We start from the raw sequence: 21,368 nt of genomic DNA on the forward strand, positions 1-21,368 counted from the left end.
TGGCGGCGTAAGGCAACCCGCACAAAGGACTGTTTGCTATGGCTGAGATCACGCTTCTGGATGGCTCGATCGGGCAGGAGGTTGTCAAACGGTCCGGCGACCGCGCAACCCCTTTGTGGTCCACTGCGGTGATGGTTGACCGGCCCGGGGTGGTCGGCGCCATCCATGCCGATTACTTTGCCGCAGGCGCCACGATTGCCACAACAAACACCTATGCGGTGCTGCGCGACCGGCTGCAGCGCGCCGGTCTGGAAGATCATTTCACAGAGCTTCTGAACAAAGCCGCCGCGCAAGCGGCAACCGCGCGGGACACCCATGGATCGGGCCGTGTCGCGGCAGCGCTTGGTCCGTTGATCGCATCTTACCGGCCTGACATTTGCCCGCCGCCTGATGAGGCGAAACCAGTCTATGCAGAACTGGTCAAACTGCTGGAGCCTTCGGCGGATCTGTTCCTGATCGAAACCGTCGCCTCGCTGGAACATGCCAAAGGCGCGCTGCTGGGGTGTGCGGGGACGGACAAACCGGTCTGGCTGGCGGCCTCTGTTTCAGACGAGGACGGCACCTTGCTGCGCTCGGGTGAGCCGCTTGCCGCGCTGGCCCCGCTGGTTGAGGAATTCCAGCCCGATGCGGTTCTGCTCAACTGTTCCCGGCCCGAAGTCATCGGCGAGGGTTTGGAGATCGTCAAAGCTTTTGGCAAACCTTACGGGGCCTATGCCAACGGTTTCACCCGGATATCTGAGGGCTTCCTGAAGGACGCCCCCACCGTGGATGCGCTGGAACAGCGTCAGGACCTGGGGCCAGTGGCCTATGCGGAATTTGCCATGGGTTGGGTTGCGCAAGGGGCCACCATCACCGGCGGCTGCTGCGAGGTTGGCCCGGAACACATCGCCGAACTGGCCCGGCAGCTGCGCGCGGCCGGGCATCGGATCGTCTGACATCGTCTGACAGGGGGATCAGCATGGCAACGCAGGACAATCTCAAAACCGCGGATCCGGCCCGTGTCTGGAGTATCGACATTATTGTCAGCGAAGGATTTGTGCTGACGGAAATGTCGGCTGTGGTCGAAGTGCTGCGGATCGCCAACCGGGTGCTGGCGCAGCCGCCTTTCAAATGGACCATGCGGTCCCTGCAGGGCGGGCGCGTCGGCTGCAAGGCGGGCCTCAGTGTTGATACCGAACCTTTTGCGGTTAAGCCTGCTGCGGATTTTGCCTTCTTCCTTGGCAACTCGGATCCGGACCACCCCGGTCTCAGCCTGGGCCGGGTGATTTCCAGCTACACCTCGCGCGGCGGCAAGGTCTATCTGCTGGCCGAGGCTGCGGCCCGCTACATCCGCGATCAGGGCGGCGCGGCCGGCCGCTTGACGACGCATTGGGAAAACTCCGCGCTGCTGCGCGAACGTATGGGGCTGAACGATTCCAGCCATGCGCTGGCCAGCGAAGACGGGCTGGTGGTGACCTGCGCCGGCATGGGGTCCACCGTGGATATCGTGCTGGCGCTGGTCGGGCGGCTGACCTCGGCCGCGGCGCAGATGACCGTTGCCAACATTATGCTGCACGAGCAGGTGCGCGACTTCTCCTCGCTGCAGCCCTTTGCCGGCGCCAAGCCGACGATCACCGGCGACAGCGACCTGGATCACTGCATCCGCATCATGCAGGACAATATCGAGGAACCGGTGCCGATCAGCGAAATCGTGGATGAGCTTGGCATTTCCACCCGCTCGCTGGAGCGCAAGTTCAAGACCTTCCTCGGCACCACGCCCAACGGGTTCTACCGCGAAATGCGCCTTTCCAAGGCCAACAATCTGTTGCTGAACACCACCATGAGCGTGCGGGAGATCGGTCTTGCTTGCGGCTTTCCGAATGGCTTCTCCTCGCTCTACAAAAGCTTCTTCGGCATCACCCCCTTTACCCTGCGCAAGCGCCGCCGGCTGGGGGAGGACGGTTCCGGAAATATCCTCAAAGCCGGAGAATAGCGAGGGAAGCTTGGCGTTTTTGATGCATTTTACGCCGCCTTTTCATGGTAATCAGACGCAAACACTGACTGTGGAGCGATGATATGAGCGATCTTCCCAACAAGGCCCGCGTGGTTATTATCGGCGGCGGCGTGATCGGCTGCTCGGTGGCCTATCACCTGACCAAACTGGGCTGGAAAGATGTGGTGCTGCTGGAGCGCAAGCAGCTGACCTCCGGCACCACTTGGCACGCCGCGGGTCTGATCGCCCAGCTGCGCGCCACTGCCAACATGACCAAGCTGGCCAAATACAGCCAGGAGCTTTATGGCGCGCTGGAAGAGGAAACCGGCGTCGCCACCGGCTTCAAGCGCTGCGGCTCGATCACCGTTGCCCTGACCGAAGAACGCAAGGAAGAGATATTCCGCCAGGCCGCCATGGCGCGCGCATTCGGTGTCGAGGTTGAGGAAATCTCCCCCGAGGAAGTGAAAACCCGCTATGAGCACCTGAATGTCGGCGATGTTACTGCCGGCGTGTGGCTGCCGAAAGACGGGCAGGGGGATCCGGCCAACATCGCGCTGGCCCTGGCCAAAGGCGCCCGCCAGCGCGGCGCGCTAGTTAAGGAACGGATCAAGGTCACCGGCATCTCCAAGGACGGCCGCCGCGTCACCGGCGTCGATTGGGCCAGTGACGACGGCCAGTCCCAGGGCCATATCGAGGCGGACATGGTGGTGAACTGCGCAGGCATGTGGGGGCATGAGGTTGGCCGCATGGCGGGCGTCAACGTGCCGCTGCATGCTTGCGAGCATTTCTACATCGTGACCGAAGGCATCACCGGTCTGACCCAGATGCCGGTGCTGCGGGTGCCTGACGAATGTGCCTACTACAAGGAAGACGCGGGAAAAATCCTGCTCGGCGCGTTTGAACCGAACGCCAAACCCTGGGCGATGAACGGCATCCCGGACACGTTCGAATTCGACCAGCTGCCCGAGGATTTCGACCACTTCGAGCCGATCCTGGAAGCGGCCTGCAACCGGATGCCGATGCTGGCCGAGGCCGGCATCCACACCTTCTTTAACGGTCCGGAATCCTTTACCCCGGATGATGCCTATCACCTGGGCCTGGCGCCCGAGATGGACAATTTCTGGGTCGCGGCTGGCTTCAACTCAATCGGCATCCAGTCGGCGGGCGGCGCAGGTATGGCGCTGGCGCAGTGGATGGAAGACGGCCAGAAACCGTTCGACCTTGGCGACGTGGACATCTCCCGCATGCACCCGTTCCAGGGCAACAAGCACTACCTGTATGAGCGCTCGAAAGAGACCCTGGGTCTTCTGTACGCCGACCATTATCCCTACCGTCAAAAGGCCACCGCCCGCGGCGTGCGCCGCACCCCGTTCCACCATCACTTGCTGCAGCATGGCGCGGTGATGGGCGAAATCGGCGGCTGGGAGCGTGCCAATTGGTTCGCCAATGAAGGCCAGGAGCGCGAATACCAGTACAGCTGGAAGCGCCAGAACTGGTTTGAGAATTCGGCAGCTGAGCACAAGGCTGTCCGCGAAAACGTCGGCATGTACGACATGTCCTCCTTTGGCAAGATCCGCGTCGAAGGTCCGGATGCCGAAACTTTCTTGAACTACATCTGCGGCGCCAACCTGTCGGTGCCTGCGGGCAAAATCGTCTATACCCAGTTCCTGAACGCCCGCGGCGGGATTGAGGCCGATGTGACCGTCACTCGCCTGTCGGAGACCGCCTATCTGGTGGTGACCCCGGCGGTGACCCGTCTGGCCGACCAGACCTGGATGATGCGCCATCTGGGCGACCACCGGGTGGTGATCACTGATGTGACCGCAGGCGAAGGCGTGCTGGCGGTGATGGGGCCAAACGCCCGCAAACTGCTGCAGAAAGTCTCGCCCAACGATTTTTCCAACGAGGTGAACCCCTTTGGCACTGCGCAGGAGATTGAACTGGGCATGGGGCTCGCCCGTGTGCACCGCGTGACCTATGTGGGTGAACTTGGCTGGGAAATCTATGTCGGTGCCGACATGGCGGGTCACGCATTTGAGACGCTGTACGAGGCAGGCCAGGACATGGGGCTGAAGCTTTGCGGCATGCATATGATGGACAGCTGCCGGATCGAGAAGGGCTTCCGCCACTTCGGCCACGACATCACCTGCGAGGACAATGTGATCGACGCAGGCCTGGGCTTTGCGGTGAAGACCGACAAGGACGACTTCATCGGCAAGGCAGCAGTGCTGGAGCGTAAGGAGAGCGGCCCGAAAAACCGTATGGTTCAGTTCAAACTGACCGATGCCGAGCCGCTGCTGTTCCACAACGAGCCGATCATCCGTGACGGCAAATATGTGGGCTACCTCAGCTCCGGCAGCTACGGCCATACCCTGGGTGCTGCCATCGGCATGGGTTACGTGCCGTGCGAAGGCGAAAAGGCTGCCGATGTGCTGGCCTCCACCTACGAGATCGACGTTTGCGGTGTGAAAGTGAAGGCCGAGGCGTCGCTGAAGCCGATGTATGATCCGAAATCGGAGCGGGTGAAGGCCTAAGCCGCCTCTCCAAAGGTTTAACCTGTTCCGTATGACGCCCCGGTCCAAGCGCCGGGGCGTTTTCCGTAGGTGTCCCCACGGGGACAACCTGAGTTTTGCAGCTCTGTCCCCGCGGGGACAATTCCGGGTTCTGCTGCAACGTTTCTTCCGGTTTCGCGGCCCAGCTGCCCACCGCCTCTTGACCCCGCCGGGAATCCCTTGGAGAAATCCACAAAAGCCTTGTACGGCAGGGGTAAACAGGTAGGTTGCTTGTCCCGGCCAGTGACATGGGGCCAGACGGAGAGGATTTGGGACATGAAGATCAGCATCGAACGCGGCACGCTTCTCAAGGCTGTGGCTCAGGCACAGTCGGTGGTCGAGCGCCGCAACACCATTCCGATTCTGGCGAATGTGCTGATCGAAGCCGAAGGCGACAGTGTCCAGTTCCGCGCCACCGATCTGGATATCGAGGTGGTCGACAAGGCCCCCGCCCAGGTGGAACGCGCCGGGGCAACCACCGTGGCCGCCACCACCCTGCACGAGATTGTCCGCAAGCTGCCTGACGGCGCGCTGGTCACACTGAGCGCCGACGCCGCAACCGGGCGCCTGACCGTTGAGGCCGGCCGCTCCAACTTCTCGCTGGCGACCCTGCCGCGCGAGGATTTCCCGGTGATGGCTTCGTCGGAATACCACTCGAACTTCGCAGCCAAGGCCGCAGTGCTGCGCCGCCTGTTCGACAAGTCGAAATTTGCAATCTCGACCGAGGAGACCCGCTATTACCTGAACGGTGTCTATCTGCATGTGTCATCGGGCGATGGCGGCAAGGTTCTGCGCGCCGTGGCCACCGACGGCCACCGCCTGGCCCGCATCGACGCCGAGCTGCCGCTGGGCGCCGAGGACATGCCGGGCGTGATTGTGCCGCGCAAGACCGTGGGTGAGCTGCGCAAACTGCTGGACGACGATGACATGGACATCGCGGTGTCGGTCTCGGAAACCAAGGTGCGCTTTGCCACCCCGAACATCACCCTGACCTCCAAAGTGATCGACGGCACCTTCCCGGACTACACCCGGGTGATCCCGGCCGGCAACACCCGCCGTCTGGAAGTGGATGCCTCCGAGTTCGCCCAGGCCGTGGACCGGGTTGCAACCGTGTCGTCCGAACGTTCCCGCGCGGTGAAGCTGCAGCTGGAAGAGGACCGTCTGATCCTGTCGGTCAATGCGCCTGACAGCGGTGCCGCAGAAGAAGAGCTGGCGGTGGCCTATAACGACGAACGCCTGGAAATCGGATTTAATGCCAAGTACTTGCTGGAAATTGCCAACCAGGTAGACCGCGAAAACGCTGTGTTTATGTTCAACTCCTCCGGCGATCCGACCCTGATGCGCGAAGGCAGCGATCAAAGCGCTGTTTACGTCGTGATGCCGATGCGTGTCTGAAGCGCCTGACGGCGCTGCCTCCCCTGCCGGGCGGCGGGACGCGAGTATTTTTGGAAAGATGAAACGGGAGCGCGCCGCGTGCTGGCCCTGACTGCCCTGACCTTGTCCCATTTCCGCTCGCATTTGCGGGCGGAATTGCGTTTGGACGGGCGTCCGGTCGCCATCCACGGCAATAACGGGGCGGGCAAGACCAATATCCTGGAAGCCGTGTCGCTGTTCTCGCCCGGCCGGGGCCTGCGCCGGGCCAGTGCGGCAGAGATGGCACGCCAGCCCGAAGCGCTGGGGTGGAAACTGAAGGCTGAGCTGCGGGCACCCTCGCAGGCCTATGAGGTGGAAACCTGGTCCGAAGGCGGCAGTGCCCGGCAGGTGAAAATCGACAATAAGCCCGCCAGCCAGATCGCGCTGGGCCAGGTGGCGCGGGTGGTCTGGCTGATCCCGGCGATGGACCGGTTGTGGATTGAAGCGGCAGAAGGCCGCCGGCGCTTTCTGGACCGGATCGCGCTGAGCTTTGAACCCGCCCATGCCGAGGCCTCGCTGGCCTATGAAAAGGCGATGCGCGAGCGCAACCGGTTGTTGAAGGAGCAGGTGCGCGATGCCGCATGGTACCGGGTGCTGGAAGAGCGGATGGCCGCCTCCGGGCACCGGATCCATGCGGCACGCGTGCAAGCGGTGGAACTGCTGCAGATTGCCCAGGCCGAGGCCGGAACCGTATTTCCCGCGGCTGAGCTGGAGCTGCTGCAATCCGAAGGCAGTATGCCGTCCACCGAGGCGGATTTCAAAGAGGCGCTGGAGGAAAGCCGGTTCCGGGATCTGGCGGCGGGCCGGACCCTTGTCGGGCCGCACAGAACCGATTTGATCGGCACCTACCAGGCTAAGGGCATCCCGGCCAAGGACTGTTCGACCGGTGAGCAGAAAGCGCTGCTGGTGTCGCTGATCCTGGCCAACGCACGGGCACTTTCGCAGCGCGAGGGCGCGCCGCCGATCCTGCTTTTGGATGAGGTTGCCGCGCATCTGGATGCTGGCCGCCGTGCGGTCCTTTATGACGAGATCTGCACTCTGGGAACCCAGGCCTGGATGACGGGCACCGGGCCGGAGCTGTTTGGCGAGCTGGCAGGCCGTGCCCAGATGCTGGAAGTCTCTGACAGCGGCAGCGGGTCGGAGGTGACGCAAAAATGACTGTCACCGCTTGGGATCTGTCGCTTTATGCAGGGGCGCTGCTGATCTTGTTCCTGACGCCCGGCCCGGTCTGGCTGGCGCTGATGGCGCGCTCGGTGTCCGGCGGGTTTCCGGCGGCCTGGCCGTTGGCGCTGGGGGTTGCCTGCGGCGATATTCTGTGGCCGCTGGTGGCGGTGGGCGGCATGTCCTGGGTGGTTTCCGAATTCACCGGCATCATGACCTTGTTGCGCTGGCTGGCCTGCCTGATGTTCCTCGGCATGGGCGGGCTGCTGATCCGTCACGCGGGTGAAGCGGTTCAGGAAAGCCGCGCCCTCACCCGGCCGGGCGTCTGGGCCGGGTTCATGGCGGGAATTGCTGTGATCCTGGGCAATCCCAAGGCAATCCTGTTCTACATGGGCGTTCTGCCCGGTTTCTTTGATCTGTCAGGCACAACCTGGCCAGATGTTGCCGCCATTGTGGTGCTGTCTTTTGCGGTTCCGCTGGCAGGGAACCTTGCGTTGGCAGGGATGGTGCACCGGGTCCGGCGGGCGATTGCTTCGCCCCGGATCCTGCGGCGCATCAACCTGGTATCCGGCGGGCTGCTGATCTGTGTGGGGCTGGCGATCCCGTTCCTTTAGGCGGATGGTTGCAACCAGGCCTGCAAGTAAGGTTCCAGCGTCTGGGCCGGGCGCGCTGCAGTCTCATGCTCAATGCAGAACCACAAGCCCAGCACATGGTTCAGAAACGCCTGGATGCCTTCCGCCAGCAATTCCGGCGGCTGGTTCCGGCGAACCCTGCCCGCCGCCTGCATGTCCTGCAGCCAGCCTGTCAGCAAGGCGACCTGCCGGGTGAAGCTTGCAGTGACAACTTCATCCGGCTCATCCGCAGTGGTGCCTGAATAGCGCAGCAGCAGATCGAAAATCACCCGGTCCTGCGCGACGTAATCAAGATGCGGTGCAAGCCGGGCGGTCAGATCCGCTACATCTGCCGGCGCGCCTGCGGCCTCCATCCCGTCAAGCAACCGTGTCACTTCCTCCCCGATCAGGACGGCCAGCAGCCCGTCCTTGTCCTTGAAATGGGAAAACAGGGTGCCTTTGGCAACACCGGCCCGGGCAACCACATCTTCAACCCGCAAACCGCTATAGCCCTGTTCCTGGACAATGACGGTTGCGGTGCTGAGCAGTTTTGCGCGGGTTTCCAGCCGCCGCTTTTGTGGAGCGCGTGTCATGCCTCATCCTCACGGGTTCGTTATTGACCGCGGTCACTTTTATAATTGACCACGGTCACTTTTTATTTCAATAAAGTGACCGTGGTCAACTTAACTCATGGAGAATGACATGTCTGCCCGGAAAATACTGATCTTGAACGGCCACCCGGCTGAGAACACTTTTACGCAGGCGCTTTGCAAAGCCTACGCATCTGCAGCAGAAGGTGCGGGGCACGATGTGCGCCTGCACAAGCTGTCGCAGCTGGAGTTCGACGCAGATTTCGGCCAGGCCGGGTTTTCCGGAGCTAAGCAACTGGAGCCGCAGATCGAAGCAGTGCTTGCGGACTTTGAATGGGCAGAGCATGTGGTCCTTGCCTTTCCGCTGTGGTGGGGCGGGATGCCGGGGAAACTGAAGGGGTTGTTTGACCGGATTCTGCTTCCCGGCCGCACGTTTGACCCGCGCATTGTGACCGATGGCCTGCCGAAACCGCTGTTGGCCGGAAAATCGGGCCGGGTGATGGTGGCGTCGGACACGCCGCCTGACTTGATGGAGCAGTTCTACGGCAATGCAGCGCATGTTCAGGTGGAGCGGCAGATAATGAATTTCGTGGGGATTGATCCGGTAGAGACCTGCCATTTCGGCGCATTGCAAGGATCAAGTGCGGAGGAGCGCGCAGCCTGGCTGAGCACCGCGTCGGAGCTTGGCGCCTTAGCAGCATAATCGTCTGATACAGCCCTGAAAAAAGGGGGCTTGCGCGTGACAATCCCGGCCAGACTCCGTATAAAATCCTGAAGCAAAGACAGGAAGATGTGAATGTCCGGAAACGAGCAGGCCCCCGCAGAATATGGCGCGGATTCCATCAAGGTTCTCAAAGGGTTGGAGGCGGTTCGAAAACGCCCCGGCATGTATATCGGGGACACCGACGATGGCTCGGGCCTGCACCACATGGTGTATGAGGTCGTGGACAACGGCATCGACGAGGCGCTGGCAGGCCACGCGGACCACGTGACGGTGAAAATTCACGCCGATTCCAGCGTATCCGTCAGCGACAACGGCCGCGGCATTCCGGTGGGTATCCACGAGGAAGAAGGCGTTTCCGCGGCCGAGGTCATCATGACCCAGCTGCATGCCGGCGGTAAGTTCGACAGCAACTCCTACAAAGTTTCCGGCGGCCTGCACGGTGTGGGTGTTTCGGTGGTGAACGCGCTGTCTGACTGGCTGGAACTGCGCGTCTGGCGCGACGGCAAGGAACACATTGCCCGGTTTGAGCGCGGTGATACAGCCAAGCATCTGGAGGTGGTCGGCGATTGCGGCGACCGGACCGGCACCGAAGTGCGCTTCATGGCCTCGACGGATACGTTTTCCAACCTCGAATATGTCTTTGAAACGTTGGAAAAGCGCTTGCGGGAACTGGCTTTTCTGAACTCCGGCGTGCGCATCATCCTGATCGACGAACGCCCGGCGGAACGGCTGGAAGTGGAGCTGTTCTATGACGGCGGCGTCAAGGAATTCGTCAAATACCTGGACCGCCACAAGACCCCGGTGATGGAAACTCCGGTTTATATCATCGGTGAAAAGGACGAAATCGTTGTCGAAATCGCCATGTGGTGGAATGACAGCTATCATGAAACTGTGCTGCCCTTTACCAACAACATCCCGCAGCGCGATGGCGGCACCCATGTTGCAGGCTTCCGCGGCGCGTTGACCCGCACGATCAACAACTACGCGCAGGTTTCGGGCATCGCGAAGAAGGAAAAGATCTCCTTTACTGGTGATGACGCCCGCGAGGGGCTGACCTGTGTTTTGTCGGTGAAAGTGCCGGATCCGAAATTCTCCAGCCAGACCAAGGACAAGCTGGTGTCATCCGAGGTGCGCCCGGTGGTCGAGAGCCTGGTCGGGGAAAAACTGGCAGAGTGGTTTGAGGAAAACCCCGGCCAGGCCAAGCAAATCGTTGGCAAAATTGTCGAGGCCGCTTTGGCCCGCGAGGCCGCCCGCAAAGCGCGCGAACTGACCCGCCGCAAAACTGCTATGGACGTGAATTATCTGGCTGGCAAGCTGAAGGATTGCTCTGAAAAAGACCCGTCCAAAACCGAAGTCTTCCTGGTCGAGGGGGACTCGGCCGGCGGTTCCGCCCAGACAGGCCGGGACCGGAGGACCCAGGCAATCCTGCCCCTGCGCGGCAAGATCCTGAACGTTGAACGGGCACGCTTTGACCGGATGCTGGGAAGCCAGGAGATCGGCAACCTGGTGATGGCATTGGGCACCGGTATTGGCCGGGACGAATTTAAGATTGAAAAGCTGCGCTACCACAAGATTGTCATCATGACCGATGCGGACGTGGACGGCGCCCATATCCGGACATTGCTCCTGACCTTCTTCTACCGGCAGATGCCGGAGCTGATCGAGGGCGGCTATCTCTACATTGCGCAGCCGCCATTGTATAAGGTCGCGCGCGGCAAATCCGAGGTTTACCTCAAGGATCAGGCGGCGCTGGATGATTATCTGATCAACCAAGGTGTCGACGGCGCGTTGCTGAAACTCGGTAACGGCTCCGAGATGGCCGGTGCCGACCTTACCCGCGTGGTCGACGAGGCGCGCCAGCTCAAACGTGTGCTGGATGCTTTCCCGACCCATTACCCGCGCCACATCCTGGAGCAAGCCGCAGTGGCCGGTGCCTTTGTGCCCGGTGCGGTGGATTCCAACCTGCAGGGCGTGGCCGACAAGGTCGCGGCGCGGCTGGACGCCATTGCCCTGGAATATGAGCGCGGCTGGCAGGGCCGGATCACCCAGGATCACGGCATCCGCCTGGCCCGCATCCTGCGCGGAGTCGAGGAAGTGCGTACCCTGGACGGCCCGATGCTGCGCTCCGGCGAGGCGCGCAAGACCGGCAGCTTCACCCAAAGCCTGCAGGAAGTCTACGGCACCGCCTCTCAGCTGATCCGCCGCGACCGCAGCCAGATTATTCACGGTCCGCTGGATCTATTGAAGGCGATCCTTGATGAAGGCGAAAAGGGTCTCTCGCTGCAGCGCTACAAAGGCCTGGGCGAGATGAACCCGGACCAGCTGTGGGAGACGACCCTGGACCCGGACGCCCGGACACTGCTGCAAGTGCGGGTCGACGATATGATCGAGGCGGATGATCTGTTCACCAAGCTGATGGGCGATGTTGTCGAACCCCGTCGCGAGTTTATCCAAAAGAACGCGCTTAGCGTCGAAAACCTGGATTTCTGATCAGGTGTAGGATCGCGCATATTCGTGCGCGATCCTCATAAGTTTGCGCGATTTGCCCAAAGGATTGCGCGGCGGCGGCGCGGAGCGTCGCACATTTCAGTCGATCCATGCCTCCAGGGGAAGAGCGTTGAGCTCTTTGCGCACATTGCGCCACCGTGGCATTTCCCGGTCGAGAACGGCAGTGAACCTCTGATCGTGCCGAGGCGAAATCAGGTGAGCGAGCTCGTGCAAGATCACATAGTCGATCATGCCCTCAGGCTTTTTCACGAGCGAAGAGTTCAACCAGATGATCCGTTTTTCGGCGTTGCAGCTGCCCCATTTCGTTTTCATGGGGCGGATGCCCCACCAATCTGGATGCGCTCCCAGCCGTGCGGTCCAGGCGTCGAACCTCGGAAGCGCCCAGTCACGAAGACGGTTCTTCATCCAAGAGGCCATCCAGCGTTCCCGTTGAACGGTATCTGTCGCGAAAGGAACCTTGAGGATCAGTCGGTCGGACCCGGATCGCACGATACGATGGACCTGCTTGTCCCACTCCTCAACTTCGAGCCGAAGCGGACGACCAAAATAGAAATGCGTTTCGCCTGAGACATACTTCCGAACTGGCTGACGAGGCTGGCCCAGGAACTGAGCCTGCTTCCTGCGAATCCAGGACATTCTCGTTAGCACGGCGACGCGAATGGCTTCGCCACTTACCCGTTCGGGGGCTGCAACCCGCACTCTGCCGGCGGGAGGGTAGCACCCTATATGCAGGTTCTTGATGTTCTTGCGGACGATTTCAACATCAACGCCGCCGATCTCAGCGATCTCAATACTCATTCTGGTTCTTCAAGATCTCGAAGATCCGCTCCCTTTTCGCGATGTCGTCGAAGAATGGCTCCAAACTACGGCGGACCTTTCGTTCCTTCATGGCGTTGCCCCGCCACCCATAAGGCGCTGTGTCTCGGACAACTTGGTCGACCTTGATCGCCAAATCCTCATCGCTGTCGAGATTGTCATAGAGTGCCTTCTTCCCCGCCGTCGACATGCTCTCCGGATACACATTGCCATGGCCGGCTTTCGCCTGCGTTACCATCTCTTTGATGCGCTCAAGATACTCGGCGTATTCGATGGCGTCGTTTCGCCTCTGGATTACGAGGTCGGAAAGCAAATCGGACATCTTCTCGTAGAAGCGAGGGTTGACCGGGGTTTCTTCGATGATGAGCTTTCGGACATTGTTCTCGATCGCTTCCGCAATGTTCTCGCGTTTGCGCTTTGAAGCTGCCGGAAGTTCATCTTCCATCGCAGCACCCTTGCTCTCGACAAGGTCAATCAAGCTGATGTCATCCAGGTGCGATACGACCTCCGAATCCTCTGCCCGGATGTAGTTGTCGATCAGGTGCCTCATGGCGGGCTCGTAGAGCTTCATATCGACAGCATCGCCACTGTGCAGCCGAACGGCATCACGGATTCCGATGGCGTATTCGACTTCCTTTCGGCACTCGGCAAGCTCCAGATCATTGAAACCCGAACCTGCGGGTTCGGCTGCGACATTGGCGTAGGCGCGCGCGAAGCTGCCTGCGATTTTATAGAGAGCTTGCCGGCGCCGCGCTTTTTCTTCCGCGTCCGGATCAGTGTCGATCCCATCCGGGCTGGAGAAATACGCGTAGATTTCGTCGTCTGTTTTCGGCTGTTCCACACGGTCCATGAGGCCGAGCCAAGCATCCCGTGCGGCTCGCAAGTCCAGATCTGCTTGCTCTGAACGATCGGTTATCAGCCCGTCGACATCCTCTTTATCGAAGGCATCGAAAGCTTCGGAGGTATAGTCATCAACTGCGCTCTCGATGTTCCGGAAAAGGTCCTTGTAGTCGACGATGTAGCCGAAGTCCTTGTCGTCACCGTCCAGCCGGTTCACGCGGCAGATGGCTTGAAATAGCCCATGGTCGCGCATCTGCTTGTCGATGTAGATGTAGGTAGCGGTAGGCGCGTCAAAGCCGGTCAGGAGGCGGCTGACGACGATCAGGAGCTTCATCCGCCCCGGCTCTTTTTTGAAGAGCCTCAGGGCCTCCTCTTCGTAATCCTCCTCCGATGTTTCGCCCAGTAGGTCGGTATAGACGCGGTGGACATATTGCTTGTCGGTTTCGCCCATCCCGGTCTCTTCCCCGGTCAGCTCGGGGGCGGCACGCTTGTAGGAGGTGACGATCGCACACTTGTCGGCGAGGGCAGACCCGCACTTCCGGAAGATCTCGAAGAACTTACAGGCTTCAGGAATAGAACCCGCGACGAGCATGGCATTCCCCATGTTCGCCTGAAGGCGCGGCTTCATCTCCATGTCCACCATGATGTCCTTGGCGATCTCTTCAAGCCGGTCGCGGCTCGACAGAACGCGCTGCAAGGTGCCCCAGCGCTGCTTCAGCGTGGCCTTCGCGACGGGCGTCAGGCCTTTCGTCTTCGCCTCGAACCAAGCGTCGATCTTCTCAGGCGCGCTGATCCTCTGGTCGATATCTCTGGCTTCGTAGCGGAGGTCGAGCACCACGCCGTCTTCGACGGCCTCATCAAACCGGTATGGCTTGCCGATGTAGGGCCCGAAGGTCTCCAGCGAAGTGCCCTTGTCCGACCGAAGCAGAGGCGTGCCGGTGAAGCCGATGAACATCGCCTCGGGCAGGATCTTCCGCATGGCCTTGGCAAGTTTTCCGGACTGCGTGCGGTGGGCCTCGTCGATGAAGACGAAGAACTCGCCGACAGGCGCCCCTATATTGGCGGTCTGGATATCGGAGATCAGCGACTCCATTTCGTTCTCTTCCCGCTTGCCAAACTTGTGGACGAGCGAGCAGATGACACGATCCTTCGGATCGGCGAGAGCAGCCATGAGGTCGTTGCCGCTGCGGGCGCGGCGCACCTTGTCGCCGGTGTTGCCGAACACCTCTTCGATCTGGCCGTCCAGCTCCTTGCGGTCGGTCACAACCAGGATACGACCGTCGGGAAAGGCTTCCCGTATCCAGCGCGCCAGCATCACCATGATGAGGCTTTTGCCGGACCCTTGGGTCTGCCAGATGATGCCCCCCTCCTTGGCTCTCACGCGCTCCTGAGCGGCCTTCACTGCGAAATACTGGTTGGGGCGGGCGATCTTCTTGATACCGCCGTCAAACAGCGTGAAGTCGTGGATCAACTCAAGGAACCGCGCGGGGGCGATCATCAGGGTCACATCGCGGTCAAGGCGGGCAGAGATGTCACTCTCCTCCTTCCAGGCCAGCCAGTAAGGCTGAGGAGTCTGGATCGGGGCGTAGCGCAGCCCCTCGCTGTCATTCCCGGAAAATGTGATCTGAACGGTGGTGAAGAAATGGCGGATGAACTCCGGTCGCTGGTTGTCGAGGGTCTGGCGGATGCCTTCGCCCACACCAACGGTGGATTTTTTCAACTCCACCACGCCGAGCGCGATGCCGTTGACATAGAGCACCAGGTCCGGCCGCTTGTTCCAGGCCTTCGGGTCCTTGCCCTTGATGGCGACCTCTTCGGCGACGCCCAGGTCGTTTGCGGCTGGATCGGTCCAGTCGACAAAGCGGACGGTGACCGGGGCCTCGCCCGGCCCCGGGGTGACGGGGACGCCGTAGCGGAGCATCTCGTAGAAACTCTGGTTCGCCTCATAGAGCTTCGTGCCCTCCATCCGCGCCTCGCGTTTCAGCAGGGTGATGGCCTGGGCCGCCACCTCGGGTGTATAGCCACGGGACAGGAGCCAAGGGCGCAGCAGCTCCTCCTCGATGTTGGCGTTGCCGTCACGTTTTTGCCAATCGCCGAGGTAGCGCCAGCCAAGGCCGCCGGTGGCATCCGTCTGCTTGTCCGAGAGCAGGTCGATCACCCGGGTCTGCGCCCTGCGTTCCGCCTCGCCGATGGTGCTCATGTCCCTGCCTCCACTCTAAAATCACTTTTTGAAAAATGTCGTCAGACCAGCCTGATCCGACCGGTCAAAAGGTTTTGCATCATGCCCTCCTTCACCTGCCGCGCTTTTTCGAGCCGGGTTTCGAGAGCTTGGATTTCGGCGTCCATGTCGTTCAAGACGTCGGCAATTGCCTGCTGTTCATCGGTGTCTTGCGGAATGACCAAGGTCATCCCTGCCAACTGCTGGCCGTTGATGCCCGGTTGTCCACTGCGCGCAGAGTTTTCCCCAATCCATGTCCAGTAGGCGTCTGTTTGCATGAACTGAAACAGATAAGCGGAGACGATTTCGATTGTCGCAGGGGCCAATTTGATAAGGAAACCGGCGTAAACCGTTCGCTCCCTCGGGCCAGTATACCGGTGTGACTTGCCAGTGCTTGCGCCGGTTCGCGCGACAACGATTTCATCGGGCTCGAGAAAGTAGTGCGCGGCAGCGGGGTGCAAGACCTCCGCTCGCCCGTCTTGGCGCAATTGACCATGCTCGTTGATGTCAGTGATACGCAGATAGTCGTATCCACCTGACCCAAGTGCGCAGGCGGCCGAATTGATCCCATAGGAAGGCGCGCTCTTGAGTAGTTTGCGGAGGTTGGTCTCCACCCATTCACCCGAGAACCCCGGAAGGCGGCGCATGGCGGTCAGGAGGTCCTGCATCGCGCCCTGCTTGATGAGCCGCTTCTTGGCGATCAGCCGCTCCAGCCCCTCGATCAGCGCATCCGCATCAGAAAGCGCCTCGGCGATGGCTTCCTGTTCTGCGCGGCTCTCCGGAACTGGTAAAAGAAATCTTTCGACATCGCCGCAGTTGAGCCCTGGCTGAGCTCCACCTTTTACATAGCTTGAAACATTCGTTGCGCCGACTTGGCTTCGCAACATGTGAAAAACGAAGTCAGGGTGGGCCCTTTTCTCGTCGATCGCTACTCGCGCAGTGGTCTGAGTAAGATTTGCACCATTTAACCAAGCGGGAACTTTCGCTACCTCGCCGGTGCTTGCCCCCACGATTGTGATGATCAAATCGCCAGTTGCGACACGGGCATTTCTATAGCGCCGTTCCACTGCGTCCGAGACACGAAAGAACTCCGAAGAGTCTACCCAGCCTCGCGAGTAATCTTGGCCTCTAATCAGAAAGCGGCCATTTGGATCAAACTTCCCTGGTTGCACGATACCATACCGAATTCCACGGTCGGGATCGACAAGCGATGCCAAGTTCTCGAGATTCCAGTTATTGGGAATGAATCCGACTTCACTTTTTTTGAAGGGACTACTCAACACCGTGCCATCCATCAGACCTCAAGCCCCATGTTCGCCAGATGATCCATCACTGTGAGAGACAGTGATTGTGTGGCATCCGCCAGATCTGAAAGCGTCTGTCCATATCGCTCCGTAAGCACTCGAACGCGAGCCGTCATATGCTCGGTCCGCGCCTCGATCTCAGCCTCGATCAGCTCGGCGACGTCAGTCAGCCATTTGTCATCCACGACCAGAGACCGGATCTCTTCGTCGGTCAGCTCAGGGTATTTCTCCAGGATCGCCTTTGTCAGGGCTGCTTCAGCCGCCGTGACCAACTTCTTCGCATCTTTCTCCTGTTTCAGGAGCTTATTAGCGCGGGTGAGAAGGGCATCCTCTTCCGGGTCCGGCTGACCATACCGGCGGCGGTCCTTGATGGAAGCTGCCGTCAGCTTCCCGGAGCTGGACAGGGCAAACTCAAGGAGGCCGCCCTCCACAGCATGCTCCTCGACAAGCTCGGCAAGCTCAGCCCCCAGCTCATCGACCTTCGCCTGGCGTATGTCGAGCGTCTTCTGCATCTCCGGAAAGAAGCGGGCGACCACCAGCTTCGGCGGGATCACATCGGCGACGAGCCTTTGACCATTTACGGTCAGATCAGCCTCTTCCAGCCACTTGGTCTTCTTGCCGTCCTCGGATTTCTCATGCCGCGCGATGCGCAACTCCTTCGCCGCATCCCAGCCGTCGTGCGCAATGATGAAAACATCGTCCTGCATGGTGTCGGCCCAGTAGGACATGAGCCGCTGATAGGCCTCGTATGGGTCGATCAGCGGCGCCCCGGTGAAGCGGTTCAGCATGTCCTCAGCAATCGTGTGGATCAGCGCCTTGGGTTTGTCGCCCATCTGGATGCCGTCCAGAAGCGGAGCATTTTGCCCGGCCCACCCATCCAGGATCGCATGCACCCGGTCCCTGAAGGCCGCGAACTCGGGATGGTTGCGGATGGTCGTGCGGACCTCCTCCGGCTCGACCAGCGGGTCAGAGTAGCCATCGCGCGGGTTCGGTCCGAAGAGCGTGGCGCGGACGCCCGGCATGACCTCCCAGAACTCTGACAGCAGGTCGATGTCCCGGTTCGGAACGCCGCCCTTCAGGTGGGCTTCGATGTCCTGGAGATCTTCCGGATCGGAGCCGTCGATGTAGCGCGGGATGTTCAGGTTGAAGTCGTTGCGCACGATCTCTTCGTAGGGGACGAGACGAGAATAACCGGCAATCTCGGCCTGCTTGGTGTAGGCGTCGGTGATCTTGTGGATGTCCCGCTCTCGCAGACGGTTCTTGTTTCCGTCCTTGATGAAGCCCTTGGAGGCGTCGATCATGAAGACCGGCCGCTCGACGCTGGCCTGAGACTTATCGAGCACGATGATCGAGGCGGGGATGCCGGTGCCGTAGAAGAGGTTCGTAGGCAGGCCGATGATCGCCTTGATATAGCCGCGCTTGAGGATCTTCTCGCGCAGTTCGGCTTCCTTGTTGCCGCGGAAGAGGACACCATGAGGCAGGATGACCGCGCCCGAACCGGTGGCCTTCATGGACGCAAGGATGTGCAGCAGGAACGCGAAGTCGCCGTTCTTTTCGGGCGGCATGCCGAGCTCGAAGCGTCCGAACTTGGTGTCGTTCGTTAGGCCGGAGCCCCACGCCTTGGCAGAGAACGGCGGGTTGGCGACGACGAAGTCGAAAGTCTGGATTTCGGTCTCGGATGCTTTGAACTGGGGCTCACCGATGACATCCCCTTGGGCGATCTCTGCATCCTCCCGCCCGTGCATGATCATGTTCATCTTGGCAAGGCCGCGGGTCGTGATGTCGAACTCCTGCCCGTAGATCGTCAGGGGGACATCGGCGGCGTCGGCCGCCTTCAGAAGCAGGGAGCCGGACCCGCATGTCGGGTCGTAGACGGTCTGCTGGGGGCTGTTCGCACGGTTTACCCCTGCGACGGCAGCCACTATTCGCGAGACTTCGGCGGGGGTATAGAACTGCCCCTTGCTCTTGCCGGACTCCGTTGCGAAGTTCCGCATCAGGTATTCGTAGGCATCACCCAGGATATCGTCGCCGTCGGCCCGGTTTCGGCTGAAGTTAAGCTCGTCCCGGCTGAAAATGTTGATCAGCGCGGTGAGGGTCGTGACCATCTTGGCCCCGCGCCCGAACTTCTCGGTGTCGTTGAAATAGGCGCGGTCGATGACATTCTTGAGGTCGTTGGCCTCTGCGATTCCTGCGATGGCAATGTCGATCCGCTCACCGATATCCTTGGTGCCGCGAAGCTTCCGGATGTCCTCGAAGGAGCAGCCGTCGGGGACCTCGATGAGAGCATCCGGCTTCCCGACCCGATCCGAGACATACTTCAGGAAGAGGAGCGTAAGTATGTAATCCTTATAGAGAGACGCATCCATGCCGCCGCGGAGCTGGTCGCAGCTGTCCCATAGGGAGCGGTAGATGTCGCTTTTCTTGATAGCCATTTATTGCCTTGGTTTGTTGGCGCCGGGCGGGGCCGGACGAACTGTGATTTCGGGCACTATGAACCGAGCCGGAGCTTACCTGCAAGGCGACGCCGAATGCATTATCAACTCCAGCGACGACCCAACTATTCTTCATTCGGGTTTCAGTCACTGGACTACTTATCTTCCGGTATGGCGGAAAGCGGCTGTTCGCTGCACACGGCACCCACGGCGGCTATGGTGCCTGCGCGTTGCGTCAGTTGCCGAGGCATTTACGCGCGTCACCGGATCTCTCATCTTCAGTGATGCCGAGGACCCCGGTGCACTGCTTCCCAACCCTGGATCGCCGGAAACTGGATTTTTCCGGCTCTGTCACGATGACGGGCTGGTGACGCCATCGGGATAATGCATGGCAATCGGGACATTGTTTCCGATCGCGCAGGCCGATGTCGCCGCCGCCATCGGCCGACGGGATGGGCACGTTATCAGCCCCACCTCCGCTCGCGCCGCGAGTCGGTGGTCCAGCAACAAGTTACGGCTCTTACGGCTTCTGCGCGCAGTATGGCAACGCCCGGCAGGGCGGCTTCGTCCTGACGCCAGCGGAACCGCTGCGGTCAAAGCTTGCGACCAACTACCGAGCCATGCGAGAAGAAGTTCTTCGAAAAACCCATGGAGTTCAAAACGATGGTGGAGGAGATCGCCGACTTGGAGGCGGGAATTAGCGTCGAGACGCATTCATGACCGGGGGGCTGCCACCGGACCTCAAGGAGCTTTCGAAAAAGCGGATCGTAGTCCTCAGTCTCGATGAGGCCGACGCGACCGCACTTGATAAGAGTCGGCGAGGCGGTCGTCGGTTCTCGAAGAATTTTCCGCATGATGAGGTCGGTGAAGTCGCAAAGAATGCGCTCGCCATCATTCTGACCGAGAACGCGCCGACTCTGGCGGTCGGATTGATTAGCTCGAAGAGCGCCACGTCGACCTTTGAAACCCGCGTGGTGTTCGATCATGTGAAGTCGGTTGTCGGACCGCGCTATAATCGCCTTCTCAACGCTATTAATGCTCCTTCCCTGCGTCGAAGGCGCGATGACATGCGGGATCTCGAGCCTGGGCTTCATAGTTTCTCGCCCAAGTTGGGCTTGGCGTTCCTCATGCAGCTCGCCGCGTCAGAAGAGGCCCTTGGCGCTCTCAGGAGCATCGCGACGCTCATACAAAGACCGGGGCGGATCACCGATGCCCGCGCGCTACAGGACGACGCGGTCCGCTTGGCAATCAAGGCCTTTGGTGGCTCGAACGAAGCATCCCATCTTGCGCTGAACGAGGGCGGCGCGACGGCTCTCGGCACAGTGCGACTGCTCGAAGATGCCGTAATAGAGCACGATGCGCGCTCGATCTCAGGCCTTCGGCTCGCCGACAGCGACCTGACTGGGCGTGCGAGGTTTGAGGGGCGGGATCGCGCCCTCGAGGTTCTGACCGCAAACAAGAGGCCGCTCGAAGAGCTGTTCGGGGTCGATCTGATCTATCTGAACCGTCGGCGCGGCTCGATAGTCATGGTGCAATATAAGATGCTTGAGCGAGGGACATCGCGGAAGCGATCCGTGAAGTCCGGATCGTCCACCGTCCAGGTCGATGATGGCCACGATTGGCTGTTGCGGGTCGATGAGCAGCTTGAAGACGAGATTGCGCGGATGAAGCGCTTTGATCGTGATATGTCGCCAAGCGGGCCCTACCGTTTGAACGCCGGTGCCTTTTTTTTGAAGTTCATGCGCCGGAACGCCGAGGCCAAGTCTGCTGGTTTTTTGGTCAGTCTCGACCATTTCGAGAGGCTACGTGCCGAAAACAAGCTCGCAGGTCCGAGGGGCGGCATACGGCTCAGCTACCGCGAACTCGACGGCCACTATCTGCGGTCGGGAGGGTTCGCCGAACTTGTGCAGTCCGGCTATGTCGGAACGCGCGGTGCGACGACCGCGCATCTGCAAGCCCTAATCGAGCGCACACTATCCGGCGGACATGCTGCTGTCGTCGCGATCGAGTCCGCGCTGACGTCACCCGCTTAGCATAACATTCGCGGTTCTTCCGGGCCGCTGCCGTCTTCGCGTCGCTCGCACACTGTGAACCAGCATCGAAAACTGACGCCGTGGGGGGGTGATCGGCGCCCGAAATTGACCGTTTCCGTTCGTCGTCGAGAGCTGCTATTCACCGGGCTTCCGCTCTATTCCGCATAGCTGAGGTCCGCAAAATGACCGATGCT

General features: G+C 60.6%; 14 protein-coding genes. 9 read left to right on the forward strand and 5 right to left on the reverse strand.

The genetic code is table 11. From position 1 onward, the window contains the following. Positions 1-38: 38 nt before the first annotated feature. The 6 genes from L1069_RS09200 (at position 39) to L1069_RS09225 (ending at position 7,712) form a co-directional block, all read left to right on the forward strand. Positions 39-935 (forward strand): homocysteine S-methyltransferase family protein, encoded by an 897-nt coding sequence (locus L1069_RS09200; RefSeq protein ID WP_237455451.1) that lies wholly within the window; start codon positions 39-41, stop codon positions 933-935. Between the two features lie 23 nt (positions 936-958). Beyond that, positions 959-1,972, forward strand: a complete 1,014-nt coding sequence (locus L1069_RS09205; RefSeq protein ID WP_129372430.1) for a helix-turn-helix domain-containing protein — start codon at positions 959-961, stop codon at positions 1,970-1,972. 83 nt (positions 1,973-2,055) lie between these two features. Next, the gene (locus tag L1069_RS09210; RefSeq protein ID WP_237455452.1) at positions 2,056-4,506 is read left to right on the forward strand and encodes an FAD-dependent oxidoreductase; all 2,451 of its coding nucleotides are present in this window, start codon (positions 2,056-2,058) and stop codon (positions 4,504-4,506) included. Between the two features lie 294 nt (positions 4,507-4,800). Then, on the forward strand, positions 4,801-5,919 hold the full coding sequence (dnaN, locus tag L1069_RS09215; protein WP_129372428.1) for a DNA polymerase III subunit beta: 1,119 nt from the start codon (positions 4,801-4,803) through the stop codon (positions 5,917-5,919). Between the two features lie 78 nt (positions 5,920-5,997). Continuing rightward, positions 5,998-7,095: a DNA replication/repair protein RecF gene (recF, locus tag L1069_RS09220; RefSeq protein ID WP_237455453.1), complete on the forward strand. Its 1,098-nt coding sequence runs from the start codon at positions 5,998-6,000 to the stop codon at positions 7,093-7,095. Beyond that, the gene (locus L1069_RS09225; RefSeq protein ID WP_237455454.1) at positions 7,092-7,712 is read left to right on the forward strand and encodes a LysE family translocator; all 621 of its coding nucleotides are present in this window, start codon (positions 7,092-7,094) and stop codon (positions 7,710-7,712) included. The genes recF and L1069_RS09225 overlap by 4 nt, the downstream gene beginning before the upstream one ends. Here L1069_RS09225 and L1069_RS09230 read toward each other — a convergent pair. After that, the gene (locus L1069_RS09230) at positions 7,709-8,302 is read right to left on the reverse strand and encodes a TetR/AcrR family transcriptional regulator (protein WP_129372425.1); all 594 of its coding nucleotides are present in this window, start codon (positions 8,300-8,302) and stop codon (positions 7,709-7,711) included. The two genes, L1069_RS09225 and L1069_RS09230, sit on opposite strands and share 4 nt — an antisense overlap. Before the next feature lie 109 nt (positions 8,303-8,411). On the opposite strand from L1069_RS09230, the gene L1069_RS09235 reads away from it, so the two are divergent. Further along, the gene (locus tag L1069_RS09235) at positions 8,412-9,002 is read left to right on the forward strand and encodes an NAD(P)H-dependent oxidoreductase (RefSeq protein WP_129372424.1); all 591 of its coding nucleotides are present in this window, start codon (positions 8,412-8,414) and stop codon (positions 9,000-9,002) included. Between the two features lie 93 nt (positions 9,003-9,095). Continuing rightward, positions 9,096-11,513 (forward strand): DNA topoisomerase (ATP-hydrolyzing) subunit B, encoded by a 2,418-nt coding sequence (gyrB, locus tag L1069_RS09240; RefSeq protein WP_129372423.1) that lies wholly within the window; start codon positions 9,096-9,098, stop codon positions 11,511-11,513. Between the two features lie 96 nt (positions 11,514-11,609). Here gyrB and L1069_RS09245 read toward each other — a convergent pair whose 3' ends face one another. The 4 genes from L1069_RS09245 to L1069_RS09260 are packed head-to-tail and all read right to left on the reverse strand — an operon-like array spanning position 11,610 to position 19,141. After that, entirely contained in the window at positions 11,610-12,329 is a 720-nt protein-coding gene (locus L1069_RS09245; protein WP_237455455.1) for a SprT family zinc-dependent metalloprotease, read from the reverse strand. After that, the gene (locus tag L1069_RS09250) at positions 12,319-15,387 is read right to left on the reverse strand and encodes an HsdR family type I site-specific deoxyribonuclease (protein ID WP_237455456.1); all 3,069 of its coding nucleotides are present in this window, start codon (positions 15,385-15,387) and stop codon (positions 12,319-12,321) included. Before L1069_RS09250 ends, L1069_RS09245 begins: the two co-directional genes overlap by 11 nt. Positions 15,388-15,428: 41 nt before the next feature. After that, the gene (locus L1069_RS09255; protein ID WP_237455457.1) at positions 15,429-16,700 is read right to left on the reverse strand and encodes a restriction endonuclease subunit S; all 1,272 of its coding nucleotides are present in this window, start codon (positions 16,698-16,700) and stop codon (positions 15,429-15,431) included. Further along, positions 16,700-19,141, reverse strand: a complete 2,442-nt coding sequence (locus L1069_RS09260) for a type I restriction-modification system subunit M (RefSeq protein ID WP_237455458.1) — start codon at positions 19,139-19,141, stop codon at positions 16,700-16,702. The genes L1069_RS09255 and L1069_RS09260 overlap by 1 nt, the downstream gene beginning before the upstream one ends. A 716-nt stretch (positions 19,142-19,857) precedes the next feature. Between L1069_RS09260 and L1069_RS09265 the strand changes: the two genes are divergently transcribed. Further along, the gene (locus L1069_RS09265; protein WP_237455459.1) at positions 19,858-21,174 is read left to right on the forward strand and encodes a hypothetical protein; all 1,317 of its coding nucleotides are present in this window, start codon (positions 19,858-19,860) and stop codon (positions 21,172-21,174) included. Positions 21,175-21,368: the final 194 nt, after the last annotated feature.

The organism is Leisingera sp. MMG026 (assembly GCF_021654205.1).
Taxonomy (GTDB): Bacteria; Pseudomonadota; Alphaproteobacteria; order Rhodobacterales; family Rhodobacteraceae; genus Leisingera.